The 25796-nt window shown below is 70.9% G+C and carries 18 protein-coding genes; 8 read left to right on the forward strand and 10 right to left on the reverse strand.

The window, feature by feature from the left end:
- Position 1 precedes the first annotated feature (1 nt).
- The 8 genes from ACIQ9G_RS06120 to ACIQ9G_RS06155 all read right to left on the reverse strand — a co-directional run bounded on the left by ACIQ9G_RS06120 (position 2) and on the right by ACIQ9G_RS06155 (position 12025).
- A complete protein-coding gene (locus ACIQ9G_RS06120; RefSeq protein WP_403607025.1) occupies positions 2 to 1021 on the reverse strand; it encodes a 3-oxoacyl-ACP synthase III family protein in 1020 nt (339 codons plus the stop codon).
- Complete coding sequence (locus tag ACIQ9G_RS06125) at positions 1018 to 1671, reverse strand: SRPBCC family protein (RefSeq protein ID WP_403607027.1); 654 nt, start codon at positions 1669 to 1671, stop codon at positions 1018 to 1020. The genes ACIQ9G_RS06120 and ACIQ9G_RS06125 overlap by 4 nt, the downstream gene beginning before the upstream one ends.
- Positions 1643 to 3394: a thiamine pyrophosphate-binding protein gene (locus ACIQ9G_RS06130; RefSeq protein WP_403607029.1), complete on the reverse strand. Its 1752-nt coding sequence runs from the start codon at positions 3392 to 3394 to the stop codon at positions 1643 to 1645. The genes ACIQ9G_RS06125 and ACIQ9G_RS06130 overlap by 29 nt, the downstream gene beginning before the upstream one ends.
- The gene (locus tag ACIQ9G_RS06135; protein WP_403607031.1) at positions 3391 to 4407 is read right to left on the reverse strand and encodes a GlxA family transcriptional regulator; all 1017 of its coding nucleotides are present in this window, start codon (positions 4405 to 4407) and stop codon (positions 3391 to 3393) included. The genes ACIQ9G_RS06130 and ACIQ9G_RS06135 overlap by 4 nt, the downstream gene beginning before the upstream one ends.
- A 256-nt stretch (positions 4408 to 4663) precedes the next feature.
- Entirely contained in the window at positions 4664 to 5803 is a 1140-nt protein-coding gene (locus tag ACIQ9G_RS06140) for an ABC transporter substrate-binding protein (protein WP_403607033.1), read from the reverse strand.
- 238 nt (positions 5804 to 6041) lie between these two features.
- Positions 6042 to 8825 carry a SpoIIE family protein phosphatase gene (locus ACIQ9G_RS06145; RefSeq protein WP_403607035.1) on the reverse strand — a complete coding sequence of 928 codons (2784 nt, stop codon included), beginning with the start codon at positions 8823 to 8825 and terminating at the stop codon, positions 6042 to 6044.
- A 466-nt stretch (positions 8826 to 9291) separates the two neighbouring features.
- On the reverse strand, positions 9292 to 10677 hold the full coding sequence (locus ACIQ9G_RS06150) for a rhodanese-like domain-containing protein (RefSeq protein ID WP_403607037.1): 1386 nt from the start codon (positions 10675 to 10677) through the stop codon (positions 9292 to 9294).
- A gap of 118 nt (positions 10678 to 10795) precedes the next feature.
- Positions 10796 to 12025: an FAD-dependent oxidoreductase gene (locus ACIQ9G_RS06155; protein ID WP_403607039.1), complete on the reverse strand. Its 1230-nt coding sequence runs from the start codon at positions 12023 to 12025 to the stop codon at positions 10796 to 10798.
- 487 nt (positions 12026 to 12512) lie between these two features.
- Between ACIQ9G_RS06155 and ACIQ9G_RS06160 the strand changes: the two genes are divergently transcribed.
- Both ACIQ9G_RS06160 and ACIQ9G_RS06165 read left to right on the forward strand, forming a co-directional pair.
- Positions 12513 to 13928: a DEAD/DEAH box helicase gene (locus tag ACIQ9G_RS06160; protein ID WP_403607041.1), complete on the forward strand. Its 1416-nt coding sequence runs from the start codon at positions 12513 to 12515 to the stop codon at positions 13926 to 13928.
- A gap of 213 nt (positions 13929 to 14141) precedes the next feature.
- On the forward strand, positions 14142 to 14384 hold the full coding sequence (locus ACIQ9G_RS06165) for a DUF5302 domain-containing protein (protein ID WP_403607043.1): 243 nt from the start codon (positions 14142 to 14144) through the stop codon (positions 14382 to 14384).
- A gap of 148 nt (positions 14385 to 14532) precedes the next feature.
- On the opposite strand, the gene ACIQ9G_RS06170 is transcribed toward ACIQ9G_RS06165, so the two are convergent.
- Positions 14533 to 14964 (reverse strand): peptidoglycan-binding protein, encoded by a 432-nt coding sequence (locus tag ACIQ9G_RS06170; RefSeq protein ID WP_403607905.1) that lies wholly within the window; start codon positions 14962 to 14964, stop codon positions 14533 to 14535.
- 11 nt (positions 14965 to 14975) lie between these two features.
- Here ACIQ9G_RS06170 and ACIQ9G_RS06175 point away from each other — a divergent pair, with 11 nt between their 5' ends.
- The gene (locus tag ACIQ9G_RS06175) at positions 14976 to 15200 is read left to right on the forward strand and encodes a hypothetical protein (RefSeq protein ID WP_403607045.1); all 225 of its coding nucleotides are present in this window, start codon (positions 14976 to 14978) and stop codon (positions 15198 to 15200) included.
- A gap of 172 nt (positions 15201 to 15372) precedes the next feature.
- A complete protein-coding gene (locus ACIQ9G_RS06180; RefSeq protein WP_403607047.1) occupies positions 15373 to 18042 on the forward strand; it encodes a WD40/YVTN/BNR-like repeat-containing protein in 2670 nt (889 codons plus the stop codon).
- Positions 18043 to 18124: 82 nt separating this feature from the next.
- On the opposite strand, the gene ACIQ9G_RS06185 is transcribed toward ACIQ9G_RS06180, so the two are convergent.
- Positions 18125 to 18340 carry a hypothetical protein gene (locus ACIQ9G_RS06185; protein WP_403607049.1) on the reverse strand — a complete coding sequence of 72 codons (216 nt, stop codon included), beginning with the start codon at positions 18338 to 18340 and terminating at the stop codon, positions 18125 to 18127.
- A 743-nt stretch (positions 18341 to 19083) separates the two neighbouring features.
- Between ACIQ9G_RS06185 and ACIQ9G_RS06190 the strand changes: the two genes are divergently transcribed.
- The 4 genes from ACIQ9G_RS06190 (at position 19084) to ACIQ9G_RS06205 (ending at position 25539) form a co-directional block, all read left to right on the forward strand.
- A complete protein-coding gene (locus tag ACIQ9G_RS06190) occupies positions 19084 to 19269 on the forward strand; it encodes a hypothetical protein (RefSeq protein WP_403607051.1) in 186 nt (61 codons plus the stop codon).
- Between the two features lie 225 nt (positions 19270 to 19494).
- Entirely contained in the window at positions 19495 to 22350 is a 2856-nt protein-coding gene (locus tag ACIQ9G_RS06195) for a peroxidase family protein (RefSeq protein WP_403607053.1), read from the forward strand.
- Between the two features lie 13 nt (positions 22351 to 22363).
- Complete coding sequence (locus ACIQ9G_RS06200) at positions 22364 to 23737, forward strand: hypothetical protein (RefSeq protein WP_403607055.1); 1374 nt, start codon at positions 22364 to 22366, stop codon at positions 23735 to 23737.
- Between the two features lie 92 nt (positions 23738 to 23829).
- Entirely contained in the window at positions 23830 to 25539 is a 1710-nt protein-coding gene (locus tag ACIQ9G_RS06205; RefSeq protein ID WP_403607057.1) for a thiamine pyrophosphate-binding protein, read from the forward strand.
- Positions 25540 to 25796: the final 257 nt, after the last annotated feature.

Raw genomic sequence — 25796 nt, forward strand, 5'->3', positions numbered from 1 at the left:
ATCAGTCCCGTCCGCCGTGCCAGCGAACCGCGACGGCACCGGCGAAGTCGCCCGCGTGGGCGAAACCCCCGAGCACCACCAGGTCCCCGTCCGCCACCTTCCCGGAGCCGATCGCGCGGTCCAGGGTGACCGGGATCGCCGCTCCGAACAGATTCCCGCATTCGTCGAAGGTGTTCAGGTGCCGTTCGGCAGGCAGGCGCAGCGCCTCCCGCCAGTTCCGCAGGAAGGTGCGGTTGGGCTGGTTGGTGACGAGGGCGTCGATGTCGGAACTCGCCACGCCGAGCCGCCGGCACAGCTCCGTGACCACCTCGGGGACGAGGCGGTTACCGCGTGCCAGGACCTTGGCGACACTGGCGTCGGTGAACCCGATCCGCAGCTGGGACTCGCCCGGCTCCCAGTACTTGCGGCCGTCGTCGACCGCCACGGTCATGTCGCCGGCGTACTCGCCGAGGTGCCGGGTCTCCACGTCGAGGACCGGCGACTGTGCCGAGGTCGTCACGTACCCCACGCCGCACCCGTCGCCCGGGATCGCCGCCTGGGCGAGTCTGCGCACCTCGGACTGGGTGAACCACTGCCCCGCGGCGCTCTGCGCGTTGCAGATCAGCGCGGTCTTCGCGTCGGTGGTGGTGAGGATCTGCCGGGCCAGCTTCATCATGTACACAAAGGAGGCGCAGCCCGCGTTGCCCACGTCGACGAGCCACTCCGGGTTCAGGCCCAGCCGGCGCGCCACCTCGGTCCCGGCGCCCACGAACGGCAGGTCCGGCAACTGGCTGTGCACCAGCAGCACGTCCACGCCCCGGATCTCCGCCGCGCCGTGCCGTTCGATCAGGGGCTGTACGGCGCGCTCCACCATGTCCGCGTTGGTCTCGTCCCTGGCCACGTGGTGCCGTAACGGCGGGACCTTGAACATGGGGTGGTCGCGGAGCTTGTCCTCGGCTCCGGGGAAGTCCGTGTAGAACTCCGCGGGGACCGGCTCGCCGGGCAGGTAGCTCGCGACGTCGGTGAGGCTGACCGGGGTCACCGCGCCACCGTCCTCGCGGGAGCCGAACCGACCGGCATACCGCTCCGGTGGCGGTGCTCCAGGATGGTCTTGAGGTTGCGCATCTCCACGGTGTGCCCGGCGTAGAAGAGGTCCCAGTAGTCACCCACCCAGGGCCGGTCCGGGCGGGGGGCCAGATCGGGGTGCGGGTTGTCGTCGTAGTAGGGGTGCCGGCAGTTGGTCCAGGTGATCACCGAGCCCGGCTTGTCGAGTACCAGTCGTGCCGGGACGACACGCATCAGGTAGATCATCCACAGCTTCTCGCCCTGGTCCCAGGAGCAGTGGTAGTCCACGGTCATGGCCTCGGGGTTCGCGAGCACCTCGCAGTAGATCCGGGTGTCGTCCTCCAGCCGGTCGCGACCGGCCCACAGCCCGGGTGTGCCGGTGGGCGCGAAGTCCCGCAGGCTGCAGGTCCACTCCTCCAGGTGGTGTCCCTGGCGCAGGTAGTCGTAGGCCTGCTCCGGGGGGCAGTCGACGTATTCGTGGATGGTGCAGTACTGCCCGTAGACCTGGTGGTGGGGGTAGACCGCGTGGGTGAGCTCCACGCAGCGGGCGGTCAGTTCCGCCCTGCCGGTGTTCTCGATCCGGACCAGGCCGGGGATGTCAGCCAACGCGGACGGCTTCTGGCTCATCTGAACCCTTCTTGCTCTTGGTGGCTTCGGTGAAGGACTGGAAGGGAAGGAACGGGGGGATCTCCCGCGGGTCACAGGCCACCGCGACCAGCGCCGGGCCGCTGCCCGCGTTGCCGCGCAGCAGTGCCGTGCGCAGTCGCGCGGCGTCCGTGACCTCCGTGGCCCGCAGGGACGGGAAGGCGGCCGCCACTCCGGCGGCGAGGTCGGTCCGGGCGAACAGGTCGTCGTCGCGGACCCCGCCCTGGAGGAACTCCTCCCGCAACGCGCACATGGCATGGGCGTTGTTGTTGAAGATCACGAACGTCACGGGTGCGTCGTACTCCACGGCGGTGTGCACTTCCATCCCGTGCATGAAGAAGGACCCGTCGCCGGCGAGGACGTAGGTGCGTCGCCCGGTGGCGAGCGCGGCACCGATGCCGGCACCGAAGGTGTAGCCCATGCCGCCCATGCCGGCCGCCACCACGAAGCGGCCGTGGCGCGGTGCAGGAAGGAGATGGATCGCGCTGGCCCCCGCGTTGCCGGCGTCCACGAAGACGTGTGCGTCCTGGGGGAGTGCCGCCTGCACCGCGGCGAGCGCCTGGGCATGGGGGACGGTTCGCTCCCGGGCCCGGACGAGCGGACCCGGCGCGGGTGTGGGAAGGGGACCGGAGTGCGGTGGGCAGGGACGTGGGCGGGACGGCAGCCGGGCGGTGACCGCGCGCAGTGCGTCCCGCAGGTTCCCACCGAGTGCGGTGCCTGCCACGAACGGTGGTTCCGGGCCGAGGCAGACGACGTCGGTGGCGGCCAGGGCCCGCTCGAGACCGCCGCGTGCCAGGAGCGGCAGTCGGGTGCCGACCAGCAGGCACAGGTCGGCTTGCCGCAGACACTCCTCGACGTTGGCGTGGCCCATCACCCCGGCCACGCCCGCGAACCGGGGATCACGGTTGTCGAAGACGTCCTTGGCGTCCGGGGTGACCGCCACCCATGCCCCGAGGCGCCGGGCCAGTTCGGCCAGGTCCTCACGTGCGTCGGCGGCGGCGACGTCCTCACCGGCGACGACGAGGACGCGACCGGCCTCGCGAAGGGCGTCCGACGCGGCGGCGACGGCGGCCGTGTCGAGCCGCGCCGCGGATGCCCTCGCGGGGCCGCCCGGTGGCGGGACCGCGTCGCGGGCGGGCACCTGGATCCGCGCCTGCTGCACGTCCTTGGGCAGCAACAGCACGGCCGGCCCGCGTGGATCGGTCTGTGCCGCCGCGACTGCCCGGGGCAGCAACTCCGTGAGCGAGTCCGCGTCCTCGACCCGGGCGCAGAACCGGGAGACGGGTGCGAAGACCTCCCGTGCGTCGAAGGAGCCCGCCTTGCCGCTGGAGTCCTGGAACGCCCCGTGCCCTTCCTGACCGGTCGGCGGCTGGCCCACCAGGGCCAGCACGGGAACCCGGGAGGCGTAGGCCTCCGCCAGACCCGGTACGAGGTTCATCGCCCCGCCGCCCGAGGTGGCGGCGACGACGCCGAGGCGCCGGGTGGTGCGCGCGTATCCGTCGGCCATGGTGACGGCGGAGAACTCGTGTTTGGCGACGACGCCGCGGACGGCTCCGCCGCGGTGCACGGCGTCGTACAGGTCCTCGATGTTCGCGCCGCCGACGCCGAACACGTGGGTGACGCCGGCCCGGGCGAGCTCCCCGGTCAGATGGTCGACCAGGCGTACCGTTTCCGCCGCGCGTATTTCCGGGGTCCTGGTGGTCATGCGGGGCTCCCCTCCCTCTCGTGGTGCCCGTCGATGAGGCCGGACGGCGAGACGACCTGAAAGCGGTGCCGGTATTCCCTGGGGGTGAGTCCGAGGGTTCGTCCGAAGGAGCGGAAGAACGTCTCGGTGGCGGGGAATCCGCAGCGGCCGGCTATCTGGCCGATCGTCAGGTCCGTGGTTTCCAGCAGGTCGCGTGCGCGGGCGATACGCGTCCGCTCGACGTACTGGCCGGGCGTCATGCCCACCTCGCGCCGGAAGACCCGGGCGAAGTTGCGCTGACTCATGTTGGCCTGCCGCGCGATCTCGGCCACGGGCAGTGGGCTGTCCAGGTGGTCCTGGATCCACTCCTGTGCTGCCCGGATCGGCGGATGGTCGGCCAACTGGGCGTCGAGGACCGCGCTGTACTGCGACTGTCCTCCGTGCCGCTTGAGGAACAGCACCAGAAACCGTGCCGTCTCCAGCGCGAGCGCCGCTCCGTGGTCGGCCTCCACCAGGGCCAGCGCCATGTCGATGCCCGTCGAGACCCCCGCGGAGGTCACGAAGGGCCCGTCCCAGACGAAGATCGGCTCGGCGTCCACCGTGACATCCGGATAGCGGCACGCCATCGCCTCGCTGTAGGCCCAGTGCGTGGTGGCGCGTCTGCCGTCGAGGAGGCCCGCCTCGGCCAGCAGGAAGGATCCGCCGCATACGGAGGCGACTCTGCGCGACCGGGCCGCCGCCCGGCCGATCCAGGACACGAGCGCCTGGTTCCGGAGCGCGTTGTCGAGACTCCATCCGCCCGGCACGAGGAGCGTGTCGATCGGGCCCTGCCCCGACTCCAGGGGCGAGGCCTCCACCACCACCCCCGAACTCATGCGCACCAGTGGTGCGTCGGCGGACACGAAGTCGGTCCGGTAGGGGGTGCCCGAGGGTCCCAGAAGCCGGTTCGCGGTATCGAACACTTCAATCGGTCCGGTGATGTCCAGGGCCATCGCGCCCGCGTACACCACCACAACAACACGTCGCTCCAACACGGTCACAGCCTGTATCGGATGCCGCACTGGCTGCAATGACAGATTGCTGACGTATCCGGCCACCGAGCGGCGGCGGACGGGCGGGAAGGGCGCTGGCAAGGCACTTCGTGTGCCGAGCCGGTAGCGCTGGGTGAGGCAGCTCACAGGGCGCCGGTGCCGTGGGGAGCAGGCTGCGGCCGCCCGCCGCCCGCCGCCACGGTTCCGCACGGACGACGGTGGCCAGGGCGCGACGGACGGGCGGGGGCGAGCGTCCCGGCTAGCCGGAGACGGCCTTCGCCCAGCCCCGGGAGACCGTCTCCCTCGCCTTCTCCAGTTGCGCGTCCGTCGGGAACTGGGGTGTTCCCTCAACCGACGGCAGGCGTGCGGCGGCGGCCTTGTCGAGGGTGCCGTCCTGCCGCATGGCGTCCATGAGCACCGGGCGGGCATAGGCGCGCAGCCGGAGGTTCTGGCCCTCCGGACTGAAGAGGTATTCCTGCCAGAGGCGGGCAACCGCCGGGTGCGGGGCGTTCTTGTTGATCGCCAGCGCGAAGTACTGGGCGAAGGTGCCGTCGAAGGGGATCGCGACCTGCCAGTTCACGCCCTTGCCGCGGAGCTGGTCGGCGTAGTGGAGGTTGATGTAGTCCCAGTTGATGCTGATGGGGGTCCGGCCGTCCGCGACCGTCGCCGAGTTGGAATTGAGGGGGTTGAAGTTGCCGTTCCCAGCGAGCTCGGCGAAGAAGTCGAGACCGGGCTGGATGTTCCCGAACGACCCGTTGTTCGCCAGCGCGGCCGCGTAGACCCCGGCGAAGGCGGTGGCCGACCGGGGCGGGTCGCCTTCGAGCGCGACCTTGCCCTGGTAACCGGGCTTCAGCAGATCGGTGAAGGTCTCCGGACAGGGCCTGACCCGGTTTGCGTCGCAGCCGATGGAGATGTAGCCCCCGTAGTTGTTGTACCAGCGGGCCTTCGAATCCTTCTGACTACCGGGGATCGAGTCGTAATCGGCCACCCTGTACGGCGCGAGCAGATTCCGCGCCGCGGCTTTCCGCGCGAACGTGTCGCCGACGTCGATCACGTCGGGTGCCGTCGGCCGGGTCCCCCTCTTCGTCAGGGCGTCGATCTCGTCCTCGCTGTGGCCGAGCGGATTCTCGTCCGTGACCTTGATCCCGTACTTCTTCTCGAAGCCGTTGATCAGGGCGCCGTAGTTGGCCCAGTCGGCGGGCAGCGCGATCGTTCTGAGCGCGCCCTCCCGCTTCGCCGCGGCGATCAGAGCGGGCATGCCGCCCATGTCCTCGGCGGACGTGGCCACCGACGGCTTCGCGGGTCCGGGGGGCGGTGCGTTCTCGCAGGCGCCCAGGCCCAGTGCCACGAGAGCGAAGCAGCCGAAGGCCGCCGCTGTTCGGGCACGCGCTGTAGTCAAGACTGCTCCCGGGCGTGGGGGGAACGAGCACCTCGACCGGCTGCCGGCCGAACCCCCGGGGCCGGAGACGCGGGCCTTCCGCTGCGCCTCCCGGTTTCCTCGGGTCCACCGCGCCGACGAAGTGGTCATCGAGGCCAGGGTACCCGGCCGCCTCGACGGCGGAATGTCGCTCGGGAAGCCTGCGATCAGCGTCTTTCCCCGGCTGAACGCGGCTCCCGTACGTCCGCGCACGCCCATCTCACATGCCCGTGTCGTCCCATTGGCCCAGCAGGATGTCGCCGAGGTCTTCCGCCTCCGGAGTGGCGGCGTGGTGCAGGGACAGCTGGGCCCAGATGACTTTGCCGGTGGGCGTGTAACGGGTCCCCCAGCGTTCGGCGAAGCGGGCGACCATGAAGAGCCCGCGGCCGCCTTCGTCGGTGACCTTCGCCCGGCGCAGCCGCGGCGAGGTGCTGCTGCCGTCGGAGACCTCGAAGATCAGGGTGCCCGCGGCGGGGTCGCGCGGTGTCGTGCGCAGCAGCCGGACGGCGATGGGCTCGGCGCCGTAGCGGACGGCGTTGGTGATCAGCTCACTGAGGATGACTTCGGCGGTGAAGGCGACCTCCTCCAGCCCCCACTCCGTCAGCCGGCGGGCGCAGGCGGTGCGCGCCGGGGCCACCGCCGCCGGGTCACGGGGGACGTCCCACTCGGCGACCTCCTCGGGTCCGAGCCGGCACGTGCGGGCCACCAGCAGCGCGATGTCGTCCCTGGGACGGTCGGACAGCATGGCCTCCATCACCGTCGCGCAGATGGCCTCCGGCGTGCGGCCGGGCGGCCCTGTCAGCGCATCGCGCAGTGCCTCCAGGCCGACGTCCAGGTCCCGGGTGCGGTCCTCGATCAGTCCGTCGGTGTAGAGCACCAGCCGGGAATCCTCGGGCACGGTGAACTCGGCGGTCTCGACCGGTAGACCGGCGCCGAGTCCCAGTGGCGGGGAGACGGGCAGCTGAGGGAAGTCCACGGTCCCGTCGGGCCGGACCACCGCCGGTCCCGGATGCCCGGCGGTCGCGATGGCCAGCCGCCCGGTGATGGGGTCGTAGACGGCGTACTGGCAGGTCGCCCCGCTGATCATCGCCTCCCCGTCCTTCGCGGCGGCGACCTCCTCGGCGTCGATCTGCGCCACCAGCTCGTCCAGCCGGGCCAGGAGCTCCTCCACGGGCAGGTCGAGGCCGGCGAAGTTGCGCACGGCGGTGCGCAGCCGGCCCATGGTCGCCGCGGCGTGCAGACCGTGGCCCACGACATCGCCCACGACCAGTGCCACTCGGGTGCCGGACAGCGGGATGACGTCGAACCAGTCCCCGCCCACCCCGGCCTGGGCCGGCAGGTAGCGGTAGGCCACGTCGAGGGCGGACTGCTCGGGCAGCGCGCGGGGGAGCAGGCTGTGCTGCAGGGTGACGGCCATGGCGTGTTCGCGGGTGTAGCGGCGGGCGTTGTCGACACAGACCGCTGCCCGGGCGGCCAGCTCCTCGGCGAAGGACACGTCCTCGTCCTCGAACGGCGGGGAGCCATTCGCGCGCCAGAACTCGACCACTCCCAGCACCACACCGCGGGCTCGCAGGGGAACCACGAGCAGGGAGTGGATGCCCTGGTCGAGGATTCGCCGGGCACGTTCGGGTTGCTGGGTCTGCCAGACGGGGGAGGCGCTCAGGTCCCCGACCATGACCGGTCGGCCCTCGGCCATCGCCGTGGAGACGGGGTGGGCCGGGACGAACCGGATCAGGTCGCGGACGGGGTGGAAGGGATGGTCCACGTCGAGACCGGAGACGGCGGTGCGGCGCAGCTCCGTGATCCCGGCGGCCGTGGCGGAGGACTCTTCGCCGCGCAGGACCGGGTCCAGGAGGTCGACGGTGACGATGTCGGCGAACCGGGTCACCGCCACCTCGGCCAGTTCCTCGGCCGTGCGCTTCACATCGAGCGTGGTGCCGATCCGCAGCCCGGCGTCGTAGAGCGACTGCAGCCGTTCGCGTGCCACCTCCGCCCGGCCGGCGAGAGCCCGCAGCTCGGTGGTGTCCCGGAGCGTCACCACGCTGCCGACCGGGCCGTGCGGTGCGGTGAGCCGCTTGCTGACCGCGAGCAGCCGGTCGGCCGCCAGGTGCACCTCGTCCGTGGCGGGGCGGTCGGAGGCCAGCAGCCCGCCGAGGCCCTCCTCCAGGCCGAGATCGGTGATGTGTCGCCCTTCCGCGTCCGCCGGCAGGTCCAGGAGCCGTCGGGCCTCGTCGTTGGCCAGCAGCAGCCGGCCGTCACCGCCGACGATGAGCACGCCCTCCCGCACCGCGTGCAGCACCGCGTCGTGGTGCTCGTACATCCGGGTCATCTCCGTCGGGCCCAGGCCATGGGTCTGCCGCCGCAACCGCCGGCTCACCAGGCCCGACCCGCCCGCGGCGACCACCAGGGCCGCGGCGGCGCTGCCGAGGAGGACCGGCAGCTGCTGGTTCACCCTGTGCTGCACCGTCTCGACCGTGACGGGCACGGAGACGATGGCGATGACCGAGCCGTCGGGCCCCCTGACCGGCACCGCCGAGATCACGGAGAGTCCCAGTGAGCCCTTGAAGGTGCTCGTGAACGGCTTGCCGGTCGCCGCCGCGGCGTAAGGCCCGATGACGCGCTTCCCGATCTGCCGCGGGTCGCTGTGGGTGAGGGTGATCCCGTTCAGCCCGTACACGATGATGGCGTCGACGCCTGCCTCCTTCCGGGCCGCCTCGGCGTGCGGCTGGAGCTGCGCGGTCGGGTTCGCGCTCTTCAGCGCCGCCACGATTCCCGGGGAGTTCGCGAACGTCTGCGCCGCGGTGAGTGTCCGGTGGCGGGCGTCCGCCATGATGTCGCGTCGAGCCTGCACCACGAGCGCCACCAGGGCGGCGGCCACGAGCAGCATCACGACCGCCAGCTGGAGCAGGAAGACCTGGCCGGCGAGGCTGTGCACGCTCAGCAGTGAGCCCGACCGCCTTGCGTCTTCCCTCTGACGAGGCCGACCGGGCCGATGAGTCCTCATGGATGCATCAGGCACATCATGCCCGGATCGATCTGAAACTCCGCCCATATCACCCTTTCTATCGTTCTGGGTGGCCGACCACGAAGCGACCGGACGGACTGGGCCGCTCGGGAACGGCGACGAGTGCCTGTTCGCACGGCGCCACGTCAGAGCCCGCACGACCGAAGGCGGAGACCGGTCCGGCTCGTCGGCTGGACGGCGATCGGCGTCCGTGTTCGGCCGCCGGCGGGCGCGACCGGGCCCAGAAGGATCGCGTCACCTTCGCCCCGTGGCTCGAAACCGTGGCCCTCCAGCGGGTCCGTCAGGCTGGTGGCTCCCTGCGCGCCCAGCTGCTCGCCCAGTTCCGTCGCCGTGCGGTGGAGCACCGACTCGGTCTCGTATACCCACGGGGTATACGGCGGCTCGGTGGCGCATTTGTTCCCTGAGCTCGCAGGGCGCACGCTGCGCACGACCGAGGCCGGCCGGATCAGCCGCAGGTGGCTGCGGGACGGGCCGACCAGGCGGCGTAGCCGCCGAGCAGATCGGAGACGTCCGCCCGCCCCTTGTGCCGGAGCAGGCTCGCGGCGATGGAGGAGCGGTGGCCGCCCGCGCAGTGCACGACCAGGGGCCGGCCGGCGGGGATCTCGTCGATACGGCGGGCAAGTTCGGCCAGCGGGATGTGCAGGGAGCCGTCGATGAAGCCGGCTTCGCGTTCGCCGGCGTTGCGCACGTCCAGGACCAGCGGGGGCTCGTCGCTCTCCAGCAGCCGGCGCAGTTCGTCCACGGTCAGGCGGCTCGCCGGCAGCATGTCGTCGGCCAGGGTGAGGAAGGCGCCCTCGGGCTCGCGCAGGTAACCCCCCACCCTGTCGAAGCCGATCCGGGCCAGCCGGGTGACGATCTCCTCCTCGCGGTCCTGCGGCGCGACGACCACGACCTCCGCGTCGGGGCCGACGACCATGCCGGCCTGTTCGGCGAAGCGGCCGTCGGCGGGCACGTTGACCGAGCCGCACAGGTGCCCGGCGGCGAACTCCTGCGGGTCGCGGGCGTCGACGACGATCGCGTCGGCGGCCCGCCGCTGCCCGAACTCCCCGGCCGACAGGGGCCGTACGGCGACGCCCGCGTCGAACAGTCCGTGTTCCTTGCGGTTGAGGACCGCGTCATAGGCGAAGTAGGCGGGCGCGGAGGGCTGTCCGGCGGTCACCAGAGCGACGAACTGCTCCTGGCTCATCGGCCGGCAGGCGTAGTTGGTGGCGCGCTGCTCGCCGATGGTGGACTGCCGCTGGGTGGAGAGGTTCTTGCCGCAGGCCGATCCCGCGCCGTGCGCGGGGAAGACCCGTACCTCGTCGGGCAGGGCCATCAGCTTGTGCTGGACGCTGTCGTACAGCATCCGGCCGAGTTCGTCGGCGGTCGCGCCGAGCGAGGCCAGCAGGTCGGGGCGTCCCACGTCGCCGATGAACAGCGCGTCGCCCGTGAGCACGCCGTAGGGGACGGCGTCGTCCGCGTGCTCGTACACGAGGACGCTGACCGACTCGGGGGTGTGGCCGGGCGTCTCGAGGATCTGCAGGGTGACCCCGCCCAGGCTGATCCGCTCGCCGTCGCTCAGCTTCCGGATGGGGTACTCCGCCTCGGCGCGGCGCCCGTAGCCGATCCAGGCGCCGGTACGGTTCGCCATCTCCAGGTGGCCGGCCAGGAAGTCGGCGTGGAAGTGGGTGTTGATGACGCCCTGGATGGTGAAACCGTGGGCGTCGGCGTCGGCGAGGTACTCGGAGATGTCGCGGCGGGGGTCGACGACGACGGCCCTTCCCGTGGTCTCGTCGGCGATCATGTAGGACGCCTGGGAGAGGCAGTCCAGGTAGTACTGGGCGAAGAACATGGGGTGGGCCTCCAGTCGGGCAGGAAGGGCTGGTGTGGCTGGTGTGTCGCGTCGCGGGATCCCGTCCACGCGGGTGGGCGGAGGGCCGGCCCGGGTCGGGGGAAGCCCGGGCGGCCGGTCAGAGGCGGCCGGTGAGCATGCCGTGCCAGTACACCGGCGGCAGCACGTACCGCTTGAACACCCACATGTCGCGGCGTGCCTTGAAGGTGTCGATCAGGGGGAAGCTGGGCGCGGGCTTGAGGTCGTAGTCGAACTCGGCGAGCAGCATCCGGTCCCGGGCGGTCACCAGCGGACAGGAGGTGTAGCCGTCGTACCGGCGCGTCGGCGTCCGGCCGTTCATCACGTCGAGCAGGTTGCCGGCCACGACCGGTGCCTGCTTGCGCACGGCCGCGCCGGTCTTGGAGGTGGGCAGGTTCGCCACGTCCCCCAGCGCGAAGACCTCGGGGTACCGCGGGTGCTGCAGCGTGTGCTTGTCGGCGGCGACGAATCCCGGGGGACTGGCCGGATCGGCGAGGGGGCTCGCCTTCACCCAGTCGGGCGCGCTCTGCGGCGGCACCGCGTGCAGCATGTCGTAGGGGACGGTCTCCCGCGTGCCGTTCGCGTGGTCGGTGAGAACGACCTCACGGCGCTCGCCGTCCACGGCGGTCATCTCGGAACGCAGCCGCACCTCGATGCCGTACCCGTCGGCCACCCGCTCCAGGGTGCGGTTCCACTCGGGCACCTTGAACAGGGCGGCGTCGGGGATGACGAGAATGATCCGGATCCGGTCGAGGACCTTGTGCCTGCGCCAGTAGTCGGCGGCCAGGTAGGCGATCTTCTGCGGGGCGCCGCCGCACTTGAGAGGCGTGGCCGGGTGCGTGAAGATCGCGGTGCCCGAGGCCATGCCCTTGATCAGCTCCCAGGTGCGCGGGGCGTACTCGGGTGCGTAGTTGCTGCTCACCCGGTCGTGTCCCACCGCCTCGGCGAGCCCGGGCACCGCTCCCCAGTCCAGTTGCAGTCCGGGGGCCATCACGAGGTGCTCGTAGGCGAGCTCGTCGCCGCCGGAGAGCCGGACGGTACGGGCCTCGGGGTCGACGGCCACGGCGTGCCGGCGTATCCAGCGCACCCCGTCGGGAATGACGGAGGCCTCGGCGCGGCGGGTGCTGCGCAGGGTGGCCTGACCCCCGCCGACCAGGGTCCACAGCGGCTGGTACCAGTGCGAGTCGGACGGTTCGACGAGGGTGATGTCGGTGACGCCGGCGCGGCGCAGGCGTGCCGAGACGCTGATCCCGGCGCTTCCGCCGCCGATCACGACGACGCGGTGCCGTCCGGCGATCGTCTCGTTACCGGGTGGGGGGCTGGCGACCATGCTGGAAGTCCTTTCCGTCTGGCCCTGTATCCGGGGAGGCGGGTTCCGGGACCCGTTCGTTGCCTCCTCAAATACCCCGGGGGGTTTCTTGTGGAGAGAGTACGGCGGCTTCGTGAAGGGGGTCAAATACCCGGCGGGGTATTTGACTGGGAGGTAAAAAGTCGGATTTTGCCGGGCCGGGCGGGCTGAGCGAGCCGGTTTCCGGTCGACCCGCGGGGATGTCACGGCGGGCTCGGGCTCCGGTCTTGATGCGTGGCGCGACAGTCCGCCGGCTGGATGGGGCCGGGTCGGCACGTCGACAGCTCCGGACCGCAGGCGCATGTGTGGGACGGTCAAGATCGGTATCACGGGCGCGAAGTCGTGCCTTGTGTTACTGTCATGCGTTTGCGTGGTCGTCGCGGTGGGCGATTCTGCCTGTTCGGTCCCTGCTTGGGCTGTTCGATCCTGCCGGGCCTTCCTCGGTACGTTCCCCTGCGGAAGGCTGTTCATGAAGCATCCCGACGACTCCGGCATCGCTCACGGCGGTTCCGCCCAGCCCGAGGCCACGACCCCGGCGCTGCCCCCGGCCGTCTCCTTCGCCGGTCTGGAACTGCCGGTGGAGGTGCTGCGGACACTGAGCGGGCTCGGGGTGCGCGAACCCTTTCCGATCCAGGCCGCCACACTGCCCGATGCCCTGGAGGGGCGCGACGTCCTGGGACGCGGGCGCACCGGATCGGGCAAGACGCTCGCCTTCGGCCTGCCGCTGCTGACACGTACGGCCGGGCGGCGCGCCGAACCGAAGCAGCCCCTCGCCCTGATCCTGGTGCCCACCCGGGAGCTGGCCCAGCAGGTCACCCAGGCGCTGGCGCCGTACGCCGAGGCACTGCGGCTGCGGATGGCCACGGTCGTCGGCGGCATGTCGATCGGCCGGCAGGTCGCCGAGCTGCGCCAGGGAGCGGAGGTGGTCGTCGCCACCCCCGGACGCCTGCACGACCTGATCGAGCGCAAGGCCTGCCGCCTGGGGCGGGTCAGGGTCACCGTGCTCGACGAGGCCGACCAGATGTGCGACCTGGGATTCCTGCCGCAGGTTGTCGACGTCCTCGACCAGGTACACCCCGACGGTCAGCGGATGCTGTTCTCGGCCACTCTGGATCGCGACGTCGATCAGCTGGTCCGCCGCTACCTGCACGACCCGGTCGTCCACTCGGTCGACCCGCCCGCGGGCACGGTCACGACGATGGAGCACCACGTTCTGGTCGTCCACGGCCCTGACCGCTACGCCGTCACCACGGAGATCGCCGCCCGCGACGGCCGCGTACTGCTGTTCCTCGACACCAAGCACGCCGTCGACCAGCTCACCCGGCATCTGCGGGCCAGCGGGGTGCACGCCGGGGCCCTGCACAGCGGCAAGTCCCAGCCGCAGCGCACACGGACCCTGGCGCAGTTCAAGAACGGCCACATCACCGTTCTGGTGGCGACCAATGTCGCGGCCCGTGGCCTGCACGTCGACGACCTCGATCTCGTGGTCAACGTCGACCCGCCCACCGACCCCAAGGACTACGTGCACCGGGCGGGCCGCACGGCCCGCGCCGGTGAGTCCGGCAGCGTGGTCACGCTCGTGCTGGCGGGCCAGCGCCGCGAGACGAGCCGAATGATGGCCGGGGCCGGCATCGAGGCAACCGTCACCAAGGTGCGCTCGGGCGAGGCGGAGCTGAGCCGGATCACCGGCGCCAAGGCTCCCTCCGGCGTCCCGCTCGACGGCGGGCCCGCCGCCCCCCGGCCCAAGAACACCAACGCTCCCTTCCGCGGCCTCGGAACCAGCAAGGACACCTCCCGCGGCGCCGGCGGCAAGTCCCGAAAGGCCGGCGAGGCCCGCAAGCTCGCCGAGGCCCGCAAGGCCGCCCTCGTGCGTCGCAACGGCTGAGAGGCGCCGCCCCCGGCAGTGAGCGTCCTGGCCACGGGATCGACAACCCTCGGCCCGGCCCGAAGCCGTCCTGTCCGCCTCGCCCACGAGGCGAACGTCCTTGGCCGCGAGAGGGATTACCCGCCGAACGGAGCGGGATGACGTCGCCGGCGCCCCGCACCGCGCCCGGCATGACAAGCTGTGGTTGCCCACCCCCGAATGCAGGAGGTCACCATGACCGCAGAGCCCGTATCCACGGAAGGTTCGGAGCCGGCCGACCCCGCGACGTCCCCTCTGGCGCCGGACAGCGACGGCAACTACGACCTCAAGCGCAAGTTCCGCGAAGCCCTGGCGCGCAAGCGCGGTGCGCAGGCGGACGCGGCCGATGCCGCCGCCAACCCCGATGCGTCGAAAGTGCGTGCGGCGCACGGCCCGGCTGCGAGCCAGCGGTCGTTCAGGCGCAAGAGCGGCGGCTGAGCCGATCAGTTCCGCGATCTGGCCGCTTCACCGGCGCTCTGCGCGCCATCCACTCGCGCGCCCCGTCCAGCGGCCCGCAACGTGCCCATGCCCGTGGTCTTTCCAGGCCGGGCTTGGTGCCTGTCCATGACCGATGGACGGGGTCGGGTCAGGACGGGTAGGGGTCGTAGCAGTCCAGCGCCGGGTGATAGAGCACCTGCCAGGTGCGGCCCTCGACGACACCGCTCCGCGGCAGGCCGTGGCAGCCCTGGATCCACTCGACCTTCTTCAGCATGACCGGGTCGAACACGCCATCAAGGGCCAGCTGGGGCGGTTGGCCACCCCAGATGTTGCTCAGGCACTGCGCCTGCTTGACCGCCTCACCTGTGTCACCATACGTGAGCGTAGGGTGATACGTCGGTGACGCGTAGGAACAGTGGGCGGAAGCGGCCGAAGCGGGATGCGGTGCCACCAGGCCGAGTGCGGCGGTTGCGCACAGTCCCGCCGCCAAGATGAGCGATCTCTGCTGTCGCATGCCTCTCCTTCCGGTCCGGTCATGTGCCGGCCGGACCCGGCGTCGGGCGACGCACACCCTCATCATGGCCACAGCCGATGACGACCGCGAGCCACGAACCGCACGAGGGCCTCGCCACGGACGGCCGCTCCGCCGTCCGGCCGCTGTTCGTCGAGGCCAATGCCAACGCGCCGCAGGACTCCACGGACGCCTACAGCGGGTTGCTCCCCACCGGCAGGGGCGAGGGCGCCTTTGCTGTGGTCGTCACCGCGCCGCACGCGACGGGAGCTCTGGAAGCGCGGCCGCACCGGCTCGTCAGGTGATCGAGGGCCCGCTCGAAGTGCGTTGTGGCGGCCGCGACTTCGGTTTCGACTGAGGCGCAAGGTAAACAGCCCACCATTTTTCCTGTGAGCCCTTTCTGTGACTGTTGTGGTCACGCCAAGATCCCCTCTGTGCCGGGACACCCCCATATGCCCGGTGCAGGGAGGAGAGGGCATGTTGCCCCCGAAGCACCAACGACGGTTCATGACCTGCACCGTCGTAGTGGCCGCGTTCGGACTGGTGAGCACCCAGTCGTTCGCGGCGTCGCACGACGCAAGACCCCGCCCCTGGCAGGCGCGCCACCAGGCCGCCGTGGGCCGGCAGCACGTCAAGGCGGTGCACGCGGGCCATGGAATGTCCGCCTTCGCCGCAGAGGGCGACGACGGAGCCGACGAGGCGGAGAACTCCGCCGAGGCCACGGCCCAGTTCACCGAGGCCCGCACCGCGCCCGGCGTGGTTGCGCCCGGCGCCTACGGGGCGGCCTGGCAGCAGCTCCAGTCGATGAAACACGCGACCGGCAGCTGGGATCACGTCACCAAGAGGGCGTACAACTCCGACGACCCCCGCTACCGCGATGTGAACTCCAACTCCAGCGGCGGCGCGGGCGACGTCACAGGCCGGATCACCGGTATCGCCGCCGACGACCACGGCTATGTGTACGCGGGAGGCGCCAACGGCGGTGTGTTCCGCTCCACGACCGGCGGTGGACACTGGAAGCCGATCTCCGACAAGCTGCCGTCCCTTTCGACAGGCACTCTGGCCTTGGACGGCCAGAAGCGGCTCTGGTACGCCACGGGGGAGTCCAACACCGGGGCGACGTCCTTCGTGGGCACGGGCGTGTATGTGCTGAGGGACCCGCGCCACGGGCAGTTCCAGCCCGGCGATCGCGTCGGCGGCGCCGAACTGGAGTCCACCGTCATCCACGCCCTGCGCTTCGCCGGCACCAAGGTGTGGGCGGCGACCGGCACCGGTGTGTGGTCGCACCCCACGACCACCCTGTCCGGGCCGTGGAAGCACGAGTTCGCCCCCAACCCGGACTACCTTCCGGGTGGTTCGAAGGCGGACGACCCGAGCGCGCCGTACAAGAACATCGCCAACGACATCGCCGTGGATCCGAAGGACCCCTCCAAGGTGCTTCTCGCGGTCGGCTGGCGCGGTGGCGACACCTACAACGGGCTGTACGGCCAGCAGGGCGACGGCAGCTGGAAGCCGGTCAGCGGGCTCGGGGACCTGCCCACCAGCAGCGACGACATCGGCAACATGACGTTCGCCGCCGCGGCCGACGGCTCACGCCTGTACGCCATCGACCAGTCGCCGGCACAGATGGCCACCAATCCGGACAGCGGGCTGAAGGGCGTGTACGTCTCGAAGAACGGCTCGCCGTTCGGGCCGTGGACGCTGATCGCGGCCTACACCAAGCTGAAGGCATCCGGCTCCGCCCTGCAGAGCGCGGGCTACATGCCCGGCATCCAGTCCTGGTACAACCAGTTCCTCCAGGTCGACCCGGCCGACGCCGACCACGTCTACCTCGGTCTGGAGGAGGTCTTCGAGACCAAGAACGGCGGCTCGACCTGGACGGCCCCGGGTCCGTACTGGAACTTCACCTTCCCCTGCTGGAGCATCGACCCGGCCAAGCAGACCGGCGACTGCTCGCCCACCACGCACTCCGACCAGCACGCGGTCGCGATCGGCAGCTACAAGGGCAAGACCTGGGCGTACGTCGGCAACGACGGCGGTATCTACCGGCGCCCGCTGAACGGCGCGGTCGACTCCGGCGGACATGCCAAGGACTGGCAGTCCCTGAGCGACGGCACCCTTGACACCCTCCAGTACTACTCGGTGGGCGTCGGTAAGGACCTCACCAACGGCGGCGTCTCGGTGACCGGTGGCCTGCAGGACAACGGCCAGTCGATCCTGCGCGGCCACGACAAGGTCATGGGCTCCGACTTCGGCGGTGACGGCGGCGACACCATCACCGACCCCGCCAACGGCTGCAACATCGCCGCCGAGTACGTCTACCTCGACATGTGGGTCACCCAGAACTGCGGTGTCAACGACGGATCCTGGGCGACGGACCCGGCCAAGGCCACCGAGTACGAGGTCGCGCCGCCGGACAAGGACCAGGGTGGCGCCGGCGCCCGCTTCATCGCGCCGGTCACCGCCGACGCCAAGCACACCAGCACCTGGGTCGCCGCTGGCCGGCACGTGTGGGTGAACAGCAAGGGCTTCGCGATCCGCTCCGGCAAGGAGTGGACCAACGCCTACGACCTCGGAGAGGGCCACACGGCTACGGCCGTGGCGTCCTCCGGCGGCACGGTCTACGTCGGCTGGTGCGGCCCCTGCAACAACCAGGGCTTCACCCGCGGCATCGCCGTCGGCAACGCCGACGGCACCGGCTGGCACCAGCTGAACCTCCCGGTCGACGGCACCATCCCGAACCGCTACGTCTCCGGCTTCGAGATCGACCCGGCCAACGCCCGGCACGTCTATGTGGCGATCAACGGCTTCTCCCGCCGGTTCACCGAGGGCCCGGGCGCCGGGTTCGGCCACGCCTTCGAGTCCAAGGACGGCGGCGCGAGCTGGAGGGACATCTCCGCCAACCTGCCCGACGTCCCCGCCGACACGGTCAAGCTCCTCCCGAACGGCAGCCTCGCCCTCGGTACCGACCTGGCAACCTTCTACCGGCCCGCCGGGGCCACCAAGTGGCTGGTCCTCGGCCACGGCCTGCCCACCACGGCCGTGATGCAGCTCCGCCTCGGCCCCGACGGCAAGCTGTACGCCGCCACGCACGGACGCGGCGTCTGGTCCTTCGACGTACGGCGCCCCAAGGGCCGCAAGGACTGATCACCGCCCCTATGCCCGCCGTACGACGACGGCCGGTGCGAATCCCGCTTCTTGGGGCGCACCGGCCGTCCGGCGTTCGGGTTCACTGCACCGGATACGCCGCGACACTCAGCCGAAGCGTGAAGAGCGGCGCGCTCTCGGGCCCCCAGGTCACGGTCACACTTCCCATGCGCGCAGCACGCACCGCGACCCGGGTGACGCCCTCGCGGTCGGTGGCGGAGGAGGTCACCAGAGCCAGCATCGGGTTGCTGCTGCGCGGCTGTGGCCAGGAGCCCTGGACCCTTGGCTCCAGGGCCACGGTCACCGTCGTACCGGATCGCACGCACAGCGAATGGACGGAGGTGTCGCCAGGGCCGTGCACGACGGTGGCGGAGCCCGCGACGCATCCCGGGGACGTGGAGGCCGTCCCGTGAGGGGACGGGGTTGGTGTCGATGGCGATGACGGTGATGTCGCCGGCCTTGTTGCGGAGGGCGAGCCGGGGGCTCCCGAAGCACTCGGGCCGCCTTCCGACGGGGTAGCGGTGGGTGGACTCGCGGAAGGACGCGGCGGTGCCGAGTCCGCCTCCGAGCCGCCGCCGCTGCCGCCGCAGGCGGTCAGGAGACAGGCGAGGGCAACCAGGGCGGCCGCGAGCGAGGGCCAGGGCCCTCGACCCCGCCCGCAGTCCTCCATCATCACCACCACTCCTTCGTGCCACCCGACGTCACTGCGATGTCCTCGGCCGACGTTCGGTTCCCGTCGCGGACGAGGAGATACCGAGAGCCTCAGCGGATGTCCGAGTCGCGGTCAAGACCACAGCGGCGAGTGCCAGGGCGGCGAGTGCGGTCGGGATGCGGCCATTCATTGACCACCAGCGCCGGGATCAGCCGGGCAGGGCCGGTGTGCGCGCCGCTCGCCGCGAGGGTGGCCGGCAGCAGGAACAAAGGAGGCGCAGTGTCAATATTCTGACGGTCAGTCATCTTCTTGTTTCGTGCTGGCACACTTCATCCATGTCTCGTGACCGACGGTCCCCGGTTGCCGAAGGCCCACCCGATCCACCGCGAGTGGCCTGGCGCAGGCGGATGCGTGAGCGGGTGCTCTCCGAGGCCAGGGAGCGTGCCGAAGCGGCCGACCCGGCGGTGCGGCTGACGCTGAGCCACGTGCTGCTGCCCGCGACCCGACCCGAGGCGACCCCGGCGCAGGTGTCCCGCGCCGTGTGGGCAGTACTCGGCGTGCCGGCCAGGGGATGAGTCCGTCCTCCTGGCCGGCCCCGCCTCGTCTCGACCCGTCCGGGTTCCGGCCACGGCCCGGACCACAGGGGGTCCGGCCGATTCGGCTTCACGCCTGGCGCGCGGGACCCCGGATTCGAGGCCGATCTCGCGATCTCCCCGACCGCCGGCAGCCGACCGGCTCGGCATCCCCCGTATGCCCCGCTCCACGCGACAGCGCCTCCGGTGTCCGCGAGTGTTTCGGACATGCGTGAGAACCAGCAGTACGAGCGGTATGTCGGCGGCAGCCCGGAGGCCGAGCGTCTGATCTTCGAGCGGCTCGCGGCCGACCTGCTGCGCGTGCAGCTGAAGGCGAAGAAGCGCAGCGGCTCCGCCGCCCTCCAGCGGACGTTCCACGCCAAGGCGGTCCTCGGCGTGGAGAACGCCCGGCTGAGGTTCCACGACGACCTGCCCGCCGAACTGAGCTCGGGTTTCGCCAGGCCCGGAGCCGAGTATCCGGTCACCGTCCGGCTGTCCAACGCCGGCGGCGTCCCCCAGCCCGACGCCGCACCCGACCTGCGGGGTGCGGCGCTGCGCGTCGAAGTCGGTCCCGACGAGATCCACGATCTGCTGATGACGAGCTTCCCGGTCTCGCATGCCCGCAACGCGCGCGAGTTCGTCCTCTTCGCGAAGGCCATGGCAGGCGCGGACACCCGGCTCCGCAAGGCGTTCGCGTTCTTCGTGAAGCTGCCCCTGTCCGTCGGCTGGTCCACGGCGACGCGTATGCGACGCAACGTTTCGGCCGGGGCCCGGCGTCCGGTGCGGAGCCTGGCACTGGAGACGTACTGGAGCCGTGGCGCGATCCTGTGGGGCGAGGCCGGACCGGTGCGCTATCAGCTGCGCCCCGCCGCCGGCGCCCCCGAGGCCCCGGATCCGTCCCGCACCGACCCCGACTACCTGCGGCGTGAACTCGCGCTCCGGCTGCGTCGGGCGGACGTCGTCTTCGACGTGTGCGTACAGCGCTACGTGGACGGCAGGCGCACGCCCATCGAGGACGGCGCCGTCGAGTGGCGGGAAGAGGATGCGCCCGCCGTGCCGGTGGCCACTCTGACGATCCCGCGCCAGGAGCTGGACACCGCCGCGGCACGTGCCGTCGGCTCACGCATCGACCAGCTGGCGTTCAACCCGTGGAACACCACCGGAGCCTTCCGCCCCCTGGGCAACCTCAACCGGGCACGCAAGGCGGCGTACGAGGCGAGCAGCGCCCACCGCCTGGGCCTGCGCTTCGTCACGGTCGAACCGCGGCGCAACACCCTGCTCGGCTACCCGCTGCGAGCCTTCTTCCACGCCGTCAACCGCGTCGTCCCGTGGCACCGGCTGCCCACCGGGCCCGGACTGCTCAACCTCATGGCGTTCCGGCAGACGCTGCGCCGTCACAACCTCATCGACACCGAACCCCACGAGGCCCCGCCCGCCGCCCGGCCCGCACCGGTCCAGGTCGACGAGGACCTGCGGACCCGGCGCAGCTACGACGGCTCCTGGAACGACCTCTCCGCACCGGCGATGGGCGCCGTCGGCGCCACCTTCGGCCGCAACATGCGGCCGGTCCACCGGCCGGACCTGTTCGACACGCCCAACCCGGTCACCGTCAGCGAAAAGCTGCTGCGCCGCGACGGGTTCATTCCCGCCACGTCCCTGAACATCCTCGCTGCCGCGTGGATCCAGTTCCAGGTGCACGACTGGGTCGACCACAAGCGCCACCCCGTCGGCGAGAAGTCGGTCGAGGTGCCCCTGCCTCCCGGCATGACCTGGCACAACACCCCCGGCGGTCCACCGGAGAAGGTGATGCGCTTCGCCGAGAACGAGGCCCTGTACCAGCCCGGCGGCGGACAGCCGCCGACCTTCGCCAGTGCCGTCTCGCACTGGTGGGACGGCTCGGAGATCTACGGCGGCACCGCCTCGGTCGCGAAGTCCCTGCGCGAGCCCGACGGCCGCGCCGAACTGCGGCTGGAGGAGGGGCACCTCCCGCTCGGCAACGGCCTTCCGGTCACCGGCTTCCGCGACAGCTGGTGGCTCGGCCTCAGCGCGATGACGACCCTGTTCGCCCGTGAGCACAACGCCGTCTGCCGGGCGCTGCGCGACGAGTATCCGCACATGGACGAGGACCGCATCCACCACACGGCACGCCTCGTCGTGGCGGCGCTGATCGCCAAGATCCACACGGTCGAGTGGACGCCGGCGATCCTCGCCACCAAGGCGATCGACATCGCCCTGAAGACCAACTGGCAGGGCCCGCCCAAGACCTGGCTCGACCAACTGGGCACCTGGCTGTTCGAGGCGCACGACCTCGGCGGCATTCCCCGCACCATGCCCGACCACCACGGTGCGCCGTACTCCCTCACGGAGGAGTTCACCACCGTCTACCGGCTGCACCCGCTCATCCCGGACGACTACGAGATCGTCGACCACCGGTTCGGCCACCGCCTCGACACCCTGACGTTCAACGACGTCCAGGGCGCCGCCACGGAGCCGCTCATCCGCAAGACCGGTCTGGCGGACACGCTGTACTCCCTGGGCATCGCCCATCCCGGGGCGATCACCCTGAACAACTTCCCCCGCTCCCTGCAGACGTTCGAGCGCGACGGGGAGGTGATCGACCTGTCGGTCGTCGACCTGGTGCGCACCCGGCGCCGTGGCGTCCCGCGCTACAACGACTTCCTGGCAGGCCTGCACAAGCCGCGCATCCGGCGGTTCGAGGACCTCTCCTCCGACCCGGAGACGGTCGCCCGGCTGAAGGACGTGTACCGCTCGGTCGACGAGATCGACACTGTGGTGGGGCTCTTCGCCGAGAACCCGCCCACCGGCTTCGGATTCAGCGACACCGCCTTCCGCGTCTTCATCCTGATGGCCAGCCGCCGCCTGCAGAGCGACCGCTTCCTCACCGTCGACTTCAGGCCCGAGGTCTACACCCCGCTGGGCATGGACTGGATCGACCGCAGTGGCATGACGAGCGTCATCCAGCGGCACTGCCCCGAGCTGGCGAGCCTCCTGCCGCGCACGACCAGCGCGTTCGCGCCGTGGCGTGCCGTCCAGCCCGTGCGCAATCACGGCGACGCGGACTGACCGGGAGAAGGACATGTCGGTACAGCAGCGAGCCACGCACACCGGCCTCGAAGACCTCCTGGCCCGGCCCCTGTGGGAGAGCGTCTTCCGGCGGCGCACCCACCGGGTCAGCAGGGGCGCGTCCGTCGCGGCCAGGTCGATGAGCTATGACTCGCCCCACCGGCCGCAGCCCCTGGGCGAGCTGGAGGAGGCCGTGCTCATCGCCCTCACCGGCTGCTCCGGCCTCAGCATGCCCGACCGGCCCTTCGAGGACCCGCGCGACCACAAGCCCATCATGGCCAAGCCGAACCTGAACATGGTGGGGCGTACGGCGGGCAGCCCCGACAACGCCCAGGGCACCCACTTCTTCATGATCAACGACAGCGGGACGTACTACCTGAGGAAGCTGCCCCCGTCGCCCGGGGCGGGATTCGACCCCGACACACTGCTCGAACGGGCCGGCCGGGCGAAGGTGAAGGTGCTGGACCGCCGCCTGGACGTGGCCGAGGGCATGCGCGACTTCCCCGCCTACCTCGACTCCAACCGCTTCCTGTCCAACCTCGCGGGCACGACGGTCTTCCTGCCGGTCGTCGACCTCTCCCACCAGTACGTCAACGCGCTGATGTACCTGCTGACCCAGCCCGACGGAGCCCGGCCCACCTTCGTCGACGACCGGAACTTCTACCGCCCGGCCGGGGTGCGCAAGTGGGTGCGCAACGGCTTCCTCAACCCCGACCTCAAGCTGCCGCTCGGCGCCCTGGGGCCGATGCGCACCCAGGTGGAAGCCGACCTGCTGCTGCAGAACATGATGCTGGTCGCCGACGCCATGGGACTCGGCGCCTGGATCCACGCGTCGATCAACCCCCAGATCATGCTGGGCGACCCGAAGTTCTCCCGCACCTACGGCCGCATGCTCGGCTTCGACTTCGTCACCCCGCGCTTCAAGCCCGCCGACCTCCTGCGCTGGCAGGTGCCGCTGCCGAAGTACGCGACCCTGCGCGCCCACCCGGTGGGGCTGCGGGCCGCCGGCGAACACCTCATCAAAGGCGCCTGCCCGCCCAACTACCCCTCGATGGAGGCCGCCGTGGACGCGGTGGTGCAGAGCAAGTTCGGCAAGGGCGGCGTCTACGAGGACAAGGACGTCTTCGGCCGCATCTACAGGGACGGGTACGCGCCCCGCTACCTCGAGGAGGCGGGCGAGTACGACCAGCGGGTGATCGACTGCGCACGCGACGTCTGCGTGTACATCCACGCCACCCACGGGCGCTTCCCGGCCCACACCGACGCCATCCACGTGCCCGGCATCTGGCTTCAGACGCACCACGTCGAAACCGAGTACTACGAGCGGTTCTTCCGGAACGGCCTGACCGACGCGCACCGCGCCCACGCCGCGCGCTGGAAGGAGTAGACATCACCGGAAGGCGTCGTCCCCGGCATGTGGGAGGCGCTGGAGGACCGGCTCCGCCAGGGCGGACGGGCCGCGCGATGAGGGAGAAACCGATGAGAGTCTACGAGGCCATCGTCAAGGGGCTGGAAGGCGTCGGCGTGCGGGCCGCGTTCGGCGGCGCGGGAGAGAACGCCGCCGGTCTGATGCTGGCTCTGAAGCATTCCCGGCAGATCCGGCCGATCATCGCGCGGCACGAGCAGGCAGCGTCCTTCATGGCCTGCGGCTACGCCATGTACACCAACCGGCTGGGCTTCTGCTTCGCGACCGCCGGGCCCGGCGCGTTCAACCTGTTCTCCGGGCTGGCGGTGGCGATGTCCGACTCCTACCCGGTCCTCGCCGTCTCCGGGTACGCGTCACGGGAGTGGCAGGGATGGGGGTCGCTCAACGAAACGTCGGGCCTGAACCGCACGCCCGACTCCCGGGCGATGTTCGCGGCCACCACCAAGAAGTCCTTCCTGCTCACCGACGCCGACGACACCTGCGACGTCCTCGAGGAAGCGGTCAACATCGCCTTCGAGGGTCGGCCCGGGCCCGTGCACATCCACGTCCCCGAGGACCTCACCCACCATGGTGTCGAGGTCACGAACTTCCGGCCGATCCGGCTCGACGTCGCCCCGGTCCCGCCCGACCCGGCGCGCGTGGACGAGATCGCGTCGGTGCTGGCCGACGCCCTGGCCCGGCGGAAACGGATCGTGGCCCTTGCCGGCTTCGGCGCGATCCGCAGCGGGGCGGGACCGCAGGTCAAGCGACTGATCGAGCGGTTCCAGATCCCCTTGCTCACCACGCTGGACGGCAAGGGCATCGTGTCCGAGGGACATCCGCTCGCCGTGGGCGTCTTCGCGGACAGCGGCCATTCCAGTGCCTGGAAGGCCTTCCGCGAGGCCGACATCGTGCTGTGCATCGGGAACTCCCTCAACCAGCACGCGACGTTCAACTACCGCGAGGACCTGTTCAAGGACAAGCTCCTCATCCACGTGAACATCTCCGAGACGGAGTTCCACAAGGCATACCCGCCCGACCACGCGTTGCTGAGCGACGCCCGCCCGGCGGTGGAGGCCCTCGTCGACGCGCTGGAGAAGAAGGTGTCCGGCGATGTGCCGGCGGCCGATGTCAAGGGCCGGGACTACGAGGCCCGGCACATCACCCACCTCACCGGGAAGATCCACCCCGGTCAGCTCGCGCAGTCGATCGGCCGGATGCTGCCGCCGCACGCCGTCCTCCTCGCGGACGCGGGCGCCCATCTGGCCTGGCTCGGCTACTACGTCGAACTGGAGGAGGGACAGAACTTCCGCAAGGCCGGCTCCTTCGGGCCGATGGCCGGGCACGTCAACGGCGCCATCGGCCTGAAGGTCGCGCACCCGGAACGGACCGTCGTCGTCGGCTGCGGCGACGGCTGCTACTCCCTGGCCGGATTCGAGCTGATGACCGCCGTCGAGAACGACATCCCCGTCATCTGGGTCATCTTCGACGACGAGGAGTTCAAGCTGATCAAACTCTTCCAGCTCGCCACCTACCGGGAGAGCGCCCTGGTCGAGTTCCAGAACCCGGACTTCGCGGCGTACGCGCGCGCGTGCGGCGCCGACGGCTACCGCGTGGAGACGCTCGACGAGTTCGAGGAGGCCTTCCGCGCGGCCCTCGCCTCCGGCCGGCCCACCGTCATCGACGCAAAGATCACCCGCTGGGCCGTCCCCCACTACAGCCCCTCACCCGACGGCGTGATCGGCGCCCTCGTGGAAGCCGTCGAAAAACGCCTCCGCGACTGATCGACCGCGCCCCGACACCGTTTCACCCAGGCCCCCCGGCCGGCACCGGCGCACCGTCCGCCTGATGCCGGGCAGCGGGCGGCCAGGCCGCTCGGCAAGGGCTCGCCGGCCGGCAGCAGGCGCAGGCGGGAGCCGGGCAGATGCCCCAACCCCTCCGGGAGCGGCCAGTTCCTCCGCCCACTCCCCGACGTGCTCCGTCAGCAAGGGTCAGCGTGAGGCCTCAAACACTTGGCTACAGCTGACCGAACATGCGAAAC

Source organism: Streptomyces sp. NPDC096152 (assembly GCF_044763235.1).
Taxonomy (GTDB): Bacteria; Actinomycetota; Actinomycetes; order Streptomycetales; family Streptomycetaceae; genus Streptomyces.

Excerpts from the sequence above, each read along its gene's own strand:
- ACIQ9G_RS06125 (WP_403607027.1), bottom strand. The coding sequence starts at position 1,671 with ATGAGCCAGAAGCCGTCCGCGTTGGCTGACATCCCCGGCCTGGTCCGG.
- ACIQ9G_RS06130 (WP_403607029.1), bottom strand. The coding sequence starts at position 3,394 with ATGACCACCAGGACCCCGGAAATACGCGCGGCGGAAACGGTACGCCTG.
- ACIQ9G_RS06145 (WP_403607035.1), bottom strand. The coding sequence starts at position 8,825 with ATGAGGACTCATCGGCCCGGTCGGCCTCGTCAGAGGGAAGACGCAAGG.
- ACIQ9G_RS06150 (WP_403607037.1), bottom strand. The coding sequence starts at position 10,677 with ATGTTCTTCGCCCAGTACTACCTGGACTGCCTCTCCCAGGCGTCCTAC.
- ACIQ9G_RS06155 (WP_403607039.1), bottom strand. The coding sequence starts at position 12,025 with ATGGTCGCCAGCCCCCCACCCGGTAACGAGACGATCGCCGGACGGCAC.
- ACIQ9G_RS06160 (WP_403607041.1), top strand. The coding sequence starts at position 12,513 with ATGAAGCATCCCGACGACTCCGGCATCGCTCACGGCGGTTCCGCCCAG.
- ACIQ9G_RS06165 (WP_403607043.1), top strand. The coding sequence starts at position 14,142 with ATGACCGCAGAGCCCGTATCCACGGAAGGTTCGGAGCCGGCCGACCCC.
- ACIQ9G_RS06170 (WP_403607905.1), bottom strand. The coding sequence starts at position 14,964 with ATGATGAGGGTGTGCGTCGCCCGACGCCGGGTCCGGCCGGCACATGAC.
- ACIQ9G_RS06175 (WP_403607045.1), top strand. The coding sequence starts at position 14,976 with ATGACGACCGCGAGCCACGAACCGCACGAGGGCCTCGCCACGGACGGC.
- ACIQ9G_RS06180 (WP_403607047.1), top strand. The coding sequence starts at position 15,373 with ATGTTGCCCCCGAAGCACCAACGACGGTTCATGACCTGCACCGTCGTA.
- ACIQ9G_RS06195 (WP_403607053.1), top strand. The coding sequence starts at position 19,495 with ATGCGTGAGAACCAGCAGTACGAGCGGTATGTCGGCGGCAGCCCGGAG.
- ACIQ9G_RS06200 (WP_403607055.1), top strand. The coding sequence starts at position 22,364 with ATGTCGGTACAGCAGCGAGCCACGCACACCGGCCTCGAAGACCTCCTG.
- ACIQ9G_RS06205 (WP_403607057.1), top strand. The coding sequence starts at position 23,830 with ATGAGAGTCTACGAGGCCATCGTCAAGGGGCTGGAAGGCGTCGGCGTG.